The 14,457-nt window shown below is 40.6% G+C and carries 11 protein-coding genes and 1 pseudogene; 7 read left to right on the top strand and 5 right to left on the bottom strand.

Annotation, left to right across the window (positions count from 1 at the left end):
• The first annotated feature begins 77 nt into the window (after positions 1-77).
• From ACFVS1_RS19305 to tagH, 4 genes and pseudogenes are all read left to right on the top strand, one after another.
• Complete coding sequence (locus tag ACFVS1_RS19305; RefSeq protein ID WP_352923991.1) at positions 78-1,616, top strand: glycosyltransferase family 2 protein; 1,539 nt, start codon at positions 78-80, stop codon at positions 1,614-1,616.
• A gap of 159 nt (positions 1,617-1,775) precedes the next feature.
• A pseudogene (locus ACFVS1_RS19300) lies at positions 1,776-2,966 on the top strand (CDP-glycerol glycerophosphotransferase family protein); the annotation flags it as partial.
• Between the two features lie 3 nt (positions 2,967-2,969).
• Positions 2,970-3,767, top strand: coding sequence for an ABC transporter permease (locus ACFVS1_RS19295; protein WP_352923990.1), 798 nt, complete (start codon positions 2,970-2,972; stop codon positions 3,765-3,767).
• Between the two features lie 17 nt (positions 3,768-3,784).
• The gene (tagH, locus tag ACFVS1_RS19290) at positions 3,785-4,582 is read left to right on the top strand and encodes a teichoic acids export ABC transporter ATP-binding subunit TagH (protein WP_387549804.1); all 798 of its coding nucleotides are present in this window, start codon (positions 3,785-3,787) and stop codon (positions 4,580-4,582) included.
• A gap of 37 nt (positions 4,583-4,619) precedes the next feature.
• Here tagH and ACFVS1_RS19285 read toward each other — a convergent pair whose 3' ends face one another.
• The 3 genes from ACFVS1_RS19285 to ACFVS1_RS19275 are packed head-to-tail and all read right to left on the bottom strand — an operon-like array spanning position 4,620 to position 8,766.
• Positions 4,620-5,786 carry a glycosyltransferase family 4 protein gene (locus tag ACFVS1_RS19285; RefSeq protein WP_387549802.1) on the bottom strand — a complete coding sequence of 389 codons (1,167 nt, stop codon included), beginning with the start codon at positions 5,784-5,786 and terminating at the stop codon, positions 4,620-4,622.
• Positions 5,787-5,807: 21 nt separating this feature from the next.
• Entirely contained in the window at positions 5,808-7,334 is a 1,527-nt protein-coding gene (gene murJ / locus ACFVS1_RS19280) for a murein biosynthesis integral membrane protein MurJ (protein WP_352923985.1), read from the bottom strand.
• A gap of 4 nt (positions 7,335-7,338) precedes the next feature.
• The gene (locus ACFVS1_RS19275; RefSeq protein WP_387549799.1) at positions 7,339-8,766 is read right to left on the bottom strand and encodes an O-antigen ligase family protein; all 1,428 of its coding nucleotides are present in this window, start codon (positions 8,764-8,766) and stop codon (positions 7,339-7,341) included.
• Between the two features lie 111 nt (positions 8,767-8,877).
• Here ACFVS1_RS19275 and ACFVS1_RS19270 point away from each other — a divergent pair, with 111 nt between their 5' ends.
• The 3 genes from ACFVS1_RS19270 to ACFVS1_RS19260 all read left to right on the top strand — a co-directional run bounded on the left by ACFVS1_RS19270 (position 8,878) and on the right by ACFVS1_RS19260 (position 11,869).
• On the top strand, positions 8,878-9,621 hold the full coding sequence (locus ACFVS1_RS19270; protein ID WP_352923982.1) for a WecB/TagA/CpsF family glycosyltransferase: 744 nt from the start codon (positions 8,878-8,880) through the stop codon (positions 9,619-9,621).
• An 18-nt stretch (positions 9,622-9,639) separates the two neighbouring features.
• A complete protein-coding gene (locus ACFVS1_RS19265) occupies positions 9,640-10,743 on the top strand; it encodes a glycosyltransferase family 4 protein (RefSeq protein ID WP_387549797.1) in 1,104 nt (367 codons plus the stop codon).
• Positions 10,744-10,819: 76 nt separating this feature from the next.
• Positions 10,820-11,869, top strand: a complete 1,050-nt coding sequence (locus ACFVS1_RS19260) for a glycosyltransferase family 4 protein (RefSeq protein WP_352923978.1) — start codon at positions 10,820-10,822, stop codon at positions 11,867-11,869.
• A gap of 220 nt (positions 11,870-12,089) precedes the next feature.
• On the opposite strand, the gene ACFVS1_RS19255 is transcribed toward ACFVS1_RS19260, so the two are convergent.
• Both ACFVS1_RS19255 and ACFVS1_RS19250 read right to left on the bottom strand, forming a co-directional pair.
• Positions 12,090-13,109 carry an LCP family protein gene (locus ACFVS1_RS19255; RefSeq protein ID WP_387549794.1) on the bottom strand — a complete coding sequence of 340 codons (1,020 nt, stop codon included), beginning with the start codon at positions 13,107-13,109 and terminating at the stop codon, positions 12,090-12,092.
• Between the two features lie 178 nt (positions 13,110-13,287).
• Entirely contained in the window at positions 13,288-13,923 is a 636-nt protein-coding gene (locus ACFVS1_RS19250; RefSeq protein WP_241594678.1) for a YigZ family protein, read from the bottom strand.
• Positions 13,924-14,457 lie beyond the last annotated feature (534 nt).

Here is a 14,457-nt window from a genome sequence, read left to right as displayed (position 1 = left end):
TTAAGTAACTGGTGAATTTGGCTGCCCAAGTCGAAACGTCTATGTTACCTCTGCACATAAAAGGAGAGAGGAATCGTATGAATTTCTTGGTACGTCAAAAAGCAAGGGAACTTTTAAAAAGCGGTAATATTCAATTTAAAAACAGCCCTGTAAGCTTAAGAAATAAATTTTTAGGAAAAGGAAAAAAAGTCACGGTAGTCACTGCTGCATATAATGCTGAAAAATTCATCAGGAAAACGATTGAATCAGTAATCGATCAAACCATGGGCATAGATCAGATTGAATATATCATCATTGATGATTGTTCGACAGATGGCACAAATAAAATCATTCAAGAGTATACAGCCAAATATAAGAATATCTGTTCAGTTACCTTAAAACAAAATAATGGGTCACCCGGGACTCCGAGAAACATTGGAATAGAATTGGGGACATCCAAATATATAACTTTTTTGGATGCGGATGACTGGCTGGCACAGGATGGACTGGAAAGCCTCTATAACATTCTGGAGGAAACCGGTGATGATTATGTAGTGGGCAAAACGGTAAAAGTCGAATCTGGATCAGAGAGCGTTATCGGTGAGTTTGCTTCCATTAAAGAAAGAAGAAGCATCACGCCAATGGATGTTCCGCACTTTTTTTATCATATGGGTCCAACGGCCAGGATGATGAATCTGTCTATGGTTAAAGAAAATGAAATTGGTTTCCCGAATATGAAATTCGGTGAAGATAAATGGTTTTTTACTGATGTTTTCTTTAAAGTTAGAGCAGTATCAACTACTAAAAAACCTATTTATTATGTCAATAGAACGTCGGAAAACCCCTCTTCTTTAACACGTGTCACGAATGTGTTGGACAAAAGAAAAGCGGATATTGAAATAATAAAGTATATCCAATCCAAGGATATTGCCATTGAATTGAAAAAGGTGGCTCTTAACCGGATTTATGAGTACGATATTGTAAAAACGTTCGACAGTCAAATCTTTGTGAAATCCAAGAATAAAGAGGATTTTATAGAAATATTAAGGGAAGCTGTCGAAACTGCGAAAAACTTGTCATACGACTTCAAGAATGAATTTAAAGTACCTATTTATAAATTGGCACTTGAATTATTCATGGAGGATCGTATTGATGATTTCGTAAAGTTGTTTGAATGGTTAAAGCGAGATTCCAATAAAAAATATTATATAAAAGATGGTTTACCATATTATGAACTTCCATTTCTGAAAGATGAAAATCGCTTTGTCAGGATACCGATGCTTGCCCGTGCACTGGATTCTTATATTTTGGATAATGTCTACCACCAAAGTTTTGAGATTTATGGTGATGATATAAACAACATAGATTCTGTATTGATACGTGATCGAACAAGAATTGACAACGAAATCAATTGCGGGGTTCAAATAGAAGGTAATAGAGGCCATTTCACTGTTTCATTAGACGAAATTGATAAAATGGAAAAGTCCTTATTTACGGTGTTCATTCGCTACAATGATTATCAATTGGTGAATATTAAAAGGATCCTGAAAAATAAGATGACGTATAATAAGAAAAATGTGGAGTTTTATACAACAGTGGCAAATAATTTGGGACTGGCAATTAAGTCTTTGGAGTAGCTGTTAGAAGTACACCAAAAATAAGCTCTCCCTTCTATATGGGCGAGCTTATTTTTAATTTCGATTTTTTAGCAGTGTTCACTTATCATTAATCAATAAAAAGGGAGATCGGATATGTCAAATGAAAAAATACAAACCTCCTCAAAGAGACCTTCCTTTCTATCGCTTGTTAAAAATAAGGGTAAAGCAATTATTTTAAGAGGATATAAAATGGCTTTTGCGTTGGCAGGCATGGTATTGCCGGTAGACCGGAAGCTTGTTATTTTTGAGAGCTTTTTGGGTAAGCAGTATAGCTGCAATCCCCGGGCGATTTATGAATACTTGCAGAGTAACCATCCTGAATATAAAATGTATTGGAGCGTAGATAAAAAGTATACAGCTCATTTCGAAGAGGCGGGCATTCCATATCTCAACCGTTTTTCATTTAGTTGGCTGCTCAAAATGACAAGAGCCCGTTATTGGGTTACGAACAGCAGGCTCCCGCTTTGGATTCCGAAGCCGAAGCATACAGTCTATTTGCAAACATGGCATGGGACTCCATTAAAAAAACTTGCGGCGGATATGAATGAAGTTCATATGCCGGGAACAACGACGGATAAATATAAAGAAAACTTTCATGCCGAATCAAGTAAATGGGATTATTTAATATCACCTAACGCTTATTCAAGTGAAATATTTGCCCGTGCCTTCAATGTCGATACTGCTAAAATTCTGGAAACCGGTTATCCTCGCAATGATATACTTTACAATGGGAATAATCGTGATACAATCGACTCATTGAAACAGAAGTTGGGTATACCAATAGAGAAAAGAATCGTTTTATATGCCCCAACTTGGAGGGACGATGAGTTTTATAGCAAAGGAAAATATAAGTTTGAAATAAAACTCGATCTGAATCGAATGAAACAGGAGTTGGGGGAGGAGTATGTCATTTTGCTCCGTCTTCATTACTTGGTTTCCGAGAACTTGGATTTATCGGCATATCAAGGATTTGCCTATGATTTATCCAGTTACGAAGATATTAGTCATTTGTATCTTATATCGGATTTATTAATAACTGATTATTCCTCCGTATTCTTTGATTACGCAAATTTACAGCGTCCGATGCTTTTCTATGTATATGATATTGAAAATTACAGGGACAAGCTTCGCGGGTTTTACTTTGATTTCGAAAAGAGTGCACCTGGTTTGTTAGTCAAAACATCTGATGCGGTCATTGATAGTATCAAGACGATGAAATACGAAAATACAAATGATATCAATCATTTTCACGCGCGGTTTTGTTCACTCGAAGATGGCCAGGCTTCACGCCGTGTCGTAGAAAAAGTGTTTTTAGGAAGGTCTGTGTAATTTATGAGTTCAGCTTTGACCGTTTTAAAAGAACAAATCAATAGTTTTTATTTGGTAAGGCGTTTATCTGTTTATGAAGTGAAAAGTGCCAACAGCAATAACTACCTGGGAATCTTATGGGAAATTATCAATCCGATGATACAGATTGCAATTTATTGGTTTGTTTTCGGCTTTATAATCTTAAATCGCGGTGAAAATTTCCTTCCGTGGCTAATGGCAGGGATCGTTGTCTGGTTTTTTGTGAACCCTTCAATAACCCAAACGTCCAAATCTGTCTTTTCCCGACTGAATATGGTATCCAAGATGAGCTTTCCGATGAGTGTCATCCCTTCGTATGTCATCTTTGCCAAGTTGTATCAGCATTTAATGCTGCTGGGAGTCATCATCATCCTATTAGGATTTACTGGATACCTTCCAACAGTTTATATCATACAACTGCCGTATTATATTGTTGCGACGGTCTTGCTGTTATTTTCAATTGGGTTAATCACTTCAACATTATCAACCATCATTCGTGACGTTCATAATATTATCGTGTCCTTAATGAAAGTCTTGTTTTATTTAACACCAATCCTTTGGGTATTGGATGCTAAGGAGCACCCTATCATACTAAACTTCATGAAGCTGAATCCACTATATTATATTGTGGAAGGGTATCGGGCTTCATTGTTGGGGGAATCATGGTATCTAATAGCGCATTGGGAATATACGCTTTATTTCTGGGCAGTCGTTATCATCTTGTTTTTGATAGGTTCCTCGCTGCATGTCAGGTTTAGAGATCGCTTTGTTGACTTTAAGTAAACTGGAAGTGAGAAAAGTTGGAAAAATCGGTAATTGTCAAAGATATAACGAAAAAATATAAATTATATAATAAAAACTCGGAAAAATTATTGGATCTCCTTTTGCCCAAAAGCTATGGGGAAGAGTATTTTGCTCTGAGGAATGTAAGTTTTGAAGCAGAAAAGGGCGATGTAATAGGGTTTGTCGGGGTCAACGGGTCAGGGAAATCCACATTGTCCAATATTATTGCAGGCATTATCCCGCCTACGGACGGAAATGTCCAAACTAACGGGAAAACGGCTTTGATTGCCGTTGCTTCGGGTCTGAATAATCAGTTGACGGGCAGAGAAAACATCGAACTGAAAATGCTGATGCTCGGATTCGACAAACATCAGATCAAAGAACTTGAACCTGAGATCATCGAGTTTTCAGAGCTTGGCAAGTTCATTGACCAACAGGTGAAATCCTATTCAAGCGGCATGAAGTCCAGGCTTGGTTTTTCCATTTCCGTGCATATTGATCCAGATATCCTGATTATTGATGAAGCCTTATCAGTCGGGGATAAAAACTTTGCTGAAAAGTGTTTGGAGAAAATGAACGAATTTAAGGAAAAAGGCAAAACGATGTTCTTTGTCAGCCATTCAATCGGTCAGATGAAGAAATTTTGCCAAAAGGCTTTATGGCTTGAATATGGAGAGTTAAAGGCATACGGTGCCATGAACGAAGTAATGCCGCAATATGAAGCATTTTTAAAAGAATATAACGCCATGTCTAAACAAGAACAGAAAAAATACCGTGAAGAACAAATGAAAAGGCGCAGTTCCGCACTGGTATGAAAGTGAAAAGCAGACCCGGGATCCGGGTCTGCTTTTTTTAGTTCAGCACCTCATCATAAGCTTTCTCAAACCGCTCGGCAGCTGAAAGGTGGGAGTATTCGCTTTCCATTTTATATCTTGCTTTCGCAGCTAACTTTGTTGCATAAGCAGTGTCTTTAAGCAGAATGGAGATGGCTTGTGCAAGTGCTTCTTTATTTTTTTCCTCCACTAACAAACCGTCTTCACCATCAATGAGAATCTCCTTTAAACCTCCGATTGCGCTTGCAATGACGGGTGAGCGGCAACTCATCGCTTCTAATGCAGAAATGGAAGTCGCTTCTTCCACCCCGTGGGAATGAACGCTTGGGATGAGTACGATGTCCGATGCTTCATAGAGATTATGCATTTTCTCGAATGGCACTGAACCCAGGAAAAGTACGGAATCAGATAATTTGAGCCTGGCTGCCGTTTCCTCAAGCCGGCTTCGCTGTTCACCCGTACCTGCATAAACCAATACAGTTTCAGGATGGTTTTCCAGCACCTCCGGCAGAGAAAGAAGCGGGTAGATGACACCGTTCTTTTCCGTCATTCTTCTCGGAACGAAAAGCATCTTTTTATGTAGGGGTATTTGAAAGTCCAGGCGAGTTTGCTCCCGCTTTGCTCTTTCCGGTTTGAAAGCAGACACGTCAATGAAGTTCTTGATCGTATCTGCTTCTATATGTGCCAAATGATTGATATAGTCTTTGATCCTTTGATCGACCGTCACCACTTTTGCAGCTGACTGATAAGCTTTTCTTTCCAGCTCCCGAATGATCAAATCTTCTTCACTATCCGGGAGAAGGGCGCCCCTGCTGACTGCCTCGAATGAATAATATCCATGGACGGTTTGCACCGTCGGTATCCCGGATTCGATGGAGGCGAGCGTTGCGAAAATGTCTTGAGCATTTATGACATCATAGTTCTTTTTCAAGGCTTTAATAGATGAAGCCAATAATTTTTGGCGTTGCCGGTCATTGAAAAGCTGGCCGCTCCCCTGTTTCACTTTATTTAATAAAAATCCTGGAGCCTGGGCGAGCATCTTCCTCTTGAAAGGTGGTAATTGAGAGAAAGATAATATGTCCACATTATGGCCCCGCGACATTAAACCCTTTTTTAACGTAGTGATATGGCTCGATAGCCCTCCTTCATGAGGGTAGTTGAAAATCGTCGTGATTAAAATGTTCATAATGGCACTCCTTTTAATGTATTACTTTGATGATCTGATCCTTTTCAGCGCTTGCAGGCTGCTTACTTTAAAAAGAATGGATAATGCGAGATATAATCCGAATACCAGCAGCGAGATGATCACTAATTCCATGATGATGGGCAATTTTAGGGTAAGCGGATGGATCCAGAGAGCGAGTCCGTAAATGATGATTCCGATGATGGCAAGCTTGCTGCTTTCCTGAAAAACATCCCTGAAAGCTGCCTTGTCCGTTCTTTCTGTCTTTAGCCATAGGTAGCCGAAAAGGTAGAGAGATTGCAGGAGCATGGAAATGCCCGATGCTAAAGCGATTCCGCCGACGCCGAGATAACGTGATAGAACCCAGCTGAGCAGGACGTTAAGTAATACGGCGATCAGGCATGAATACATGGCCACTTTTGTTTTCTTCAAGGCGTAGAAGGCATTCATCAAATAATCCCGCAGTGCAAAGAACGGGAGGCAAGCTGAATAAAAGAGGAATGCCCTATAAGTCACCTCGGTCGCTGAAGCATCGAAAGCCCCGCGTTGGAAAGCAAGAGTGATTAAGCTGTTTCCGCTGATTAACATGACGACCATGAACGGAATCGCTAAAAATACCAGCGATTTCAACCCCTTTAAGGTCAAGTTAAGGAAAGATTGATAGCCTATAAGCGCGCGCTCGACGATTGAAGGGTACAATACGGTAATCAGCGGCGTGAGGACAATGCTTAATGGCAGCCACAGCAGGCGATTTGCATAGTTCAGGGCCGATACGCTTCCGGTTTCGAGCGAAGTCGCAATAATCCGATCGACGACACTATTCAACTGGATCGCCAAAGCGGCGATGATGATTGGATAAAAGGTGTACAGTGTTTGTGCGATCTGCCTTTTATGAGGCAGGAAAGCGACGATGGGCCGGATTCCGTATTTCTTCAATGATGGGTATTGAATAAGGAACTGGCTTGCTGCACCGAATACAAACCCCCAAGCCAATCCTTCAATCCCAAAGGGAGCAGCGAACAATACAGTGGCTGCAATGATGACCGTGTTTTGTGCAGTTGAAGTGAGTGCCGGCAGAATAAAACGCTTATTCGCATTAAGGACCCCTGTAGCCATGTATGAAAGCGTGAAAAATAGTAAACTTGGCAGCATGATTCGGGTCAGTGACTCCGTCAGGGCAAGCTCGGAATCAGAGAAACCCGGGGCTGTCAACATGACGAGCGGCTTTATGAAAATCATGCAGGCAATGGTCAGGACTGCGGCTACCAGCATGAAGAAAGAGCCTAAAACGCTGATGAATTCATCAGCTTTCAACGGATTGTCCGCTTTCTTTTCCAAGTAAATAGGAATAACGCCGGCCTGAAGACCGCTGCCGAGAGCCGTAAAAAGAATGGTTGGTATGAGGCTTGCCACGAAAAAAACATCTGCCATGGATGATGCCCCGAAATAGGCGGCTATGATCGATTCCCGCCCGAATCCGAGGACTTTTCCAATGGCTGCAATAATGGTGACGAGCCCGACCGATTTAATGACATTTGAAAGAGTAGGCATATTTTCAATCCTTTAAAATGATGTCCTTCTGTAAACAGAATCCCAAACAACTATAAAATATCAGCGTAAACGTTTTATCTTCGAGAATATTGTAGAATAGTCCTGCTAATAATGCGGCCAACATCAGGCAGATGGTGAACGCCGCTAAAGTGCCTCCCGATTTCAGGATTTTCCGGCAGGTGAAAAAGATGAATGCAAGAACCGCAAGGAAGCCCAGCACACCAGTTTGTACCAGAATCTGGATATATTGATTATCGGTATACATCCTTTCACCAATTTGGTATTCCTGATAAATGGGTGAGGAAAAGGATAATGTGGCAGAATCTCCGAAGGTTGCTAACCCTGTACCGATTATCGGGTGATCTTTGAAAATTTCAATTCCCTTGATCAGGACATATAAACGGCCCCACTCTGTACTCTGGTGCAGAGTCTTGTTAGAAAACATATCTGAAAAACGATTGGAGAGGGCATGTTCTTGTTCAGTAGAGGGAGTGCTGCCAATTATCACATTTTCCATTGGAATCGATGCGGATACCTCCACTTTACTTGATGCAAATAAAACTGGGTAATAAATAAGAAGCAGTCCGAGACAAAATGCTCCTACAGCATATTTGAGAAATGGTTTATTTCTGGTCCATATGATAAAGACAAGCGCCGCGAATCCGAATGCAATCATCGTGCCCCGTGAATAGGTAAGCAGTAATGTTCCGGAAAGCAGGATGGCAGCGAGAAAAACGAGCCATTTATGTTTTTTCAGCGACTGAAATAGAAAGAAACTAAGGAATAACTGGATGCTTAAGAATAAGGCGAATACATTGGGATTGGCAGGCGCTCCATAAATCCTCATCCGGTTTGTTGCAGAAAGATTCCACATTTCCCATGAGTGTGGAAGCAGGAGTGTGCGTAAAAAGATTTTCTCCACTATGCCATGCAGGCAAAGTAACATTGTAAATATTAGGATAACCTTCAAAAAGCGAAAGATATCCTTTCTTTCTAGATTTAATTCACCGATAATGTAAAGAAGCAAGAATGTAATAAGCAGTGCACGAAGTTCGAATAGGATGGGGAGGACTCCCACTCCGGTCATGAGCGCAGCTGCGGCGCCGATTAAACAAAATAACCAAAATGGCGCAGTAAAATGATATTTCGAAAAATGCCATTCGTTCTTTTTGAATCTTTCAATAAGCAAAGAAATGAATAGGGTGAGGATGATCAGGTCACCTGTATAGGTTAAGCCGCTATTCAGTTCCATCAATAAGGGACGGGCAGGGAAATAAATGAATAGAATTAATAACAGGTTTTTTTTATTTATACCGATAAAAGCGAGCATCAACGCCGTTGTCATATAACCGGCGATAGGGTGGGGCACTGCCGATGGGACGAGCAGGCACAGTAATAGAATGGGTAACGATTGTTTTTCTATAAACTTCAATTGATTAACCACCTTTGAATCAAAAATCACGTTCTATGATGTGTATGAAAAAATTTCTTGAATAATACCCCACCCTTTAGATGTATAGTACATATGAAAGGCTGAAGTGAAATGACAGAAAAGTTTGTTGAGATACTATCCATACCATTCATTGATAGCAATATGGAAGAATTCATGAATGGAATGATCTATCCAAGATTGATGAATCAGGAAAAAACGTTTGTCGTTACGGCAAATCCGGAAATAGTTGAGTATGCAAATGAACATCAGGGTTATAAAGACATCATTTTATCGGCTGATTATATCACTCCTGATGGCGTTGGTATTATTATGGCCTCTAAATGGCTAAATCAACCTTTACAAGAGCGGATTACAGGATTCGACTTGATGAATGAATTATTTCGGGTCGCTGATGAAAAAGCGCTGAAGGTATATCTGCTTGGAGCGGAGGAAAGCGTAATTGAAGCTGCTGCCTTGAAAGTAAAGGAATTATACCCGGCTCTCGAGTTGGTCGGATACAACCATGGTTACATTGATATCAAGGATGATACCCTGCCTAAGTCGATAGCGGAACTTGAACCTGACATCATTTTGACTGCATTGGGGTTCCCTAGGCAGGAAAAGTGGGTTTCCAGGCACTATGCATTATTCAATAAGGGGTTATTCATGGGAGTTGGGGGAAGCTTTGATGTCCTTGCGGGTAAAGTGAACCGTGCCCCGGTTTTCTGGCAAAAGATGCGTCTTGAATGGTTGTACCGACTTATCCAGCAACCTTCACGGTGGAAACGGATGCTTGCGCTGCCAAGATTCGTATTAAAGGTTAGGCGGTTGAGGAAATCGGTGCAGCGTTCCTGAACATAAGGAGTGGACTGGATGAGGATCTTGCATTTAAACGCCGGTAATGAAACCGGCGGCGGTATGTTTCATATTATGTCCTTACTGAACCAATTGAATAAAGAGGAGTGTTTGCTTGGTTTATTTGAAGATGGTGAACTTTACCGGCGGGCCATGTCCTCCGGGATACAAACCGAACTTTTCAAGCAACATTCCAAATATGACCTTTCAATTTTGAAACCTTTACGGGACTTTATCCGTCTAAATAATATAGACATCATCCATACACATGGTCCGCGGGCAAATATATATGGTGCCTTTATAAAGCGCCTCATTAAATGCCCTTGGCTTCTTACTGTTCACAGTTCACCCCATCATGATTTTTTGGGGCAGGGTGTAAAAGGGAAAATTTTCACAGGACTTCATGTAAGGTCATTTCAATATGCCGATCATATACTGGCAGTTTCCGACCGCTTTAAGCAGGACTTGATTGACCAAGGAATCCATTCGTCCAAAATAACAAAGATCCTAAACGGAATTGACTTTGAAAAGGAATTGCCTTTCCCGTTTCAAAGGGAAGATTTCGGGTTTGGGCAAGAGGATTTCATCATCATCATGCCAGCAAGGCTTGAACGTGTGAAAGGACATGAATTTGCTTTTGCGGCATTAAGTGATGTGATATCGGAATTCCCCCATGTAAAGCTGCTGCTTGCAGGGGACGGGAGCAGGAGATCGGCTTTGGAAGAGATGGTCATGGAAAAGGGATTATCCGATCACGTGCACTTTTTAGGGTATCGTGAAGATTTAGATCGAATCTACCCATTGGGGGACATCACACTATTGACTTCCTTAAGTGAAAGCTTTCCACTGGTTTTACTTGAAGGGGCAAGATCGGGCCTTCCGGCAATCACAAGTGATGTCGGCGGTGTAAAGGAATTGATTCCCGATCGAAGCAAGGGCTGGGTTACGGATATCGGCAATGTCGAACAGCTGAAATGGGCCATCTGCAATGCGTTAAAATTAAAAAAATCCGGGGACCTGACAAAGATAGGGTCGGATTTACAAAAATTTGCAAAAAACAACTTTTCTATAGAGATTTTAGCCAAAAACGTATATAATGTTTATTTGAGGATGAAAAATTAAAATAAGCATTTATATATAGGTTTTCTTATAGATCGTTACGGGTATTAGATTTTTAGTTGAATTGAGGTGGTTCTTGATGTTAATAGGGGCCTTGTTGGTAGCCTTTTTATTATCCATTTTTTTGACTCCTTTTGTCGGAAAGCTGGCCTTTAAATTAGGAGCTACCGATAAACCGAATGAGCGAAAAGTGCATAGTAAAATTATGCCGCGCATGGGCGGTTTAGCTATATTTTTGAGTTTTTTCATTACCTTCTTGCTTTTCATGAATGATTTTGGGGAGCAACTGCCCCTCCTGGTGGGAGCCCTTGTCATCATTCTGATCGGGATGGCTGATGATATTTTTGAATTAAGAGCTGCACCCAAATTCCTGGGCCAGGTTTTGGCTGCCCTCATCATCGTATTATGGGGCGGTCTTGAAGTGGAATTCATCAATTTGCCGTTCATTACCGATACACTTGAATTTGGTGTTTTAAGTATACCGATCACCATTTTGTGGATTGTCAGCATCATTAATGCAATCAACCTGATAGATGGACTGGATGGCCTTGCAGGCGGTGTCTCAACGATCGCATTAGTGACAATTGCAACAATGGCCCTTATTAAAGGGGACCTATTTGTTGCTATGATCGCATTGATCGTGATTGGAAGCACTCTTGGCTTTTTGAAATATAACTTCCATCCGGCAAAGATTTTCATGGGAGATACAGGTGCATTATTCTTAGGTTACATCATTGCCGTTCTATCCCTGCTAGGTTTTAAAAACGTTACGATGATTTCATTGATCGTACCGATCATCATTTTGGGTGTGCCCATTTCGGATACATTCTTCGCGATTATCCGCAGGGTCGTCAATAAACAGCCGATTTCGGCTGCTGATAAATCCCATTTACATCACTGTTTGATAAACTTGGGATTCACTCATAAGCAGACTGTCTTGCTCATATACGCTTTAGCTGCTTGCTTTGGCTTAGCGGCCATAATCTTTTCATTTGCAACGATGTGGGGAGCTTTGATCCTTGTGACGGGACTCCTGCTGATCATTGAGATTTTCGTGGAGAAAATTGGTTTGGTCAATTCAAACTATCAGCCTTTGCTCAAGATGCTCAATTTTAAAAACAAGCCATGATCGTTATGGAAATAGATTACTAGATTAGCTAATTTTGCTAGTGTATAAATGAAAAGCCACCAATCGTTTAAAGTAACGGTTGGTGGCTTTTTTTGTTGTATTGAGTGTGGATCATTAAGGCTGTCTGCGAAGCATGCCATTTCATATAAGTTAGCTATATGGAGGCGAACGCTTCAAAAAAGGAAACCCCCACTCAGGAGTGAGTGGAGGTTTCCTTTTATTATTGTGTTTGTGATTGAGCGGCTTCGGTTTGATTGCCTTCATTCGGTCCCAGGTTTAAGTGGGATTGAAGCAACAGCTTAGTGTTCGCTAATGATGTATCGTTCAGCTGATAATAATAGCTTCCGTTAATGGTAGAATCCTGACCTTCAAGTTTGATGGTTTCAAGATTCAGTCCTTTATCGGTAGTTACATATTTTATGAAACCTCTCATTTGTGAGAATTTAAGGTTCGTTGTCATATTGTCACCGACAGCTTCCATTACGTCTGTATATTTCGTCAGTGATCCAGCAGAGGTTGCTTTGGCAATGATGGCTTTTAGGACTTCCTGCTGACGCTCACCACGTTGGATATCACTGTCCTTTTTACGTGTCCGTGCAAACGCTAATGCTCCTTCACCATCAACGGTCTGTAATCCTTCTTCGAGATGGACGGCATTCTTTTTGTCATGTGAATCGATTTCATTTATTTCATAAGGGACGTCGACTTCGATACCATCCAATGAATCTACGACATCGATGAAAGCATTAAAGTTCATGCGAACATAATAATCGACAGGGATATCCAATAACTCCTCTACGGTGTCCATCGTCGCTTTTGGTCCGCCGGCTGCGTGGGCCGCGTTGATTTTCGTGGTTACGCCTTTGGCTGGCACGTACACATAAGAATCACGGGGAATGCTTAATAGTTTGATAGATTTTTGATCTTTATTGAATGTGGCCAGAATTAAAGCATCCGAGCGGGAATTTCCTTTTAAGTCACGGTCCTTACTATCATCGATTCCTATGAAAAGGATCGAGAAATTATCTTCGAGCGGGTCGATCGCTTCACTTCGCTTTGCTGATGCTTCAACAGGGTCATAAGAATCACTGAATACATTCTGGGCTTTCATATACAGGGTTGCAGCATAAGTAGATGCTCCCAGACCAAGTACCAGCAGGGGAACAAGCAATAACCAAAGCCTCTTTCGCCTTTTTTTCTTTGTTTTTTTAATTTTATAAACACGCCTAGTAGTAGACATCTTTTTCTTCTCCTTTTAAATAACGAACATCAGACATATATCGCTATTTTTCGAATCCTGCAGTTTATATTTCGTCATTTATTACACCTAATTTTACAATGATTTAATAATTTCGTAAAATAAATATTTCTTTTCAATTATATTACAGCATAAAAAAGGAAAAATATGCAGGAGTATATCAGGCGAATTCCTCTTCCAAATAAAGCATTTCTTCCTCAGTGATATGGCCCTGGCCATTTGTCAGCTCTGTAATCCAAGCGGTATATGTCTCTTTTTGTGTTTCCTCAACATATACAAGGATATTGACCTGATCAAGGTACTGAATTTCTTTTATTTGGTAAATGGAAGATCTCAATTCGTTTTCCAATTTTCCAAGCCAGGTATAGTCGACGGTTGTCGAAATGACCCGCATTAGTTTTCTAATGACCACACCAGTGGTATTTATTCCTTCTGAAGTCGCTTTGCTGTATGCGCGAATGAGACCGCCAGCACCAAGTTTGATGCCGCCAAAATACCGTGTGACCACAACTGCGGTGTCTTTCAGTTCCTTTTTCTTAAGCACTTCCAGGATAGGGACACCTGCCGTTCCACTTGGTTCCCCATCGTCGAGGGCTTTTTGGATTTGATTTTGTTCCCCGATCATATACGCTGAACAATTATGTGTAGCATCTTTGTGCTTTTTCTTGATTTCCTGGATAAAGGCCTGTGCGGCATCCTCGGTTTCGACCCGGGCGATGTGGGAAATAAAACGGGATTTTTCAATGACGATTTCATGTTCGCCGCGACCTGCCACCGTTAAATATTTAGTCAGCATTGCTATTCCACCTTCGTACTTCCTATTAGTTGATTTATTATAAGGCTTTGTGGAAAAAGTGGCAATGACGATTCATTTACAAGTCGCATGTGTAAAGAAACTTTAATATAAGAAAAAGCTGTACGTGTTATAATTAATTTCATTGCCTGTTATTGTTATTAGCTGGTCATATATGCTTAAAAGAATAACATTGTAGGAAAAAACACGAGTTCTGTGCCATTATCCGGGCTTTACCTTAACGTGTCCTCTCTTTTCAAGGAATTTGCCATTTAATAAATGCATCAGTTTCATAAGATAATCAATGGAGCGGAATATCCCATTTGATTGAAAAGGATATTATGTATTAGGATAATAGAAATGGCTTTCTGCCTTTAAATGGCAAACTTAATGGCCGGAATATGAGATGCATAGTAAATATGTACATTTTATGGAAACCATAAAAGGAAATTAACGTATTTTTAATCTATTTTTGGTACAATATGTTCATGAAGGTTACTTCATATAAAAGTTTCCTGAAATTTAACCATTCATGAA

Source organism: Peribacillus sp. NPDC058075 (assembly GCF_042885195.1).
Lineage (GTDB): Bacteria > Bacillota > Bacilli > Bacillales > DSM-1321 > Peribacillus.
This window is presented reverse-complemented; position numbering and strand designations above follow the sequence as displayed.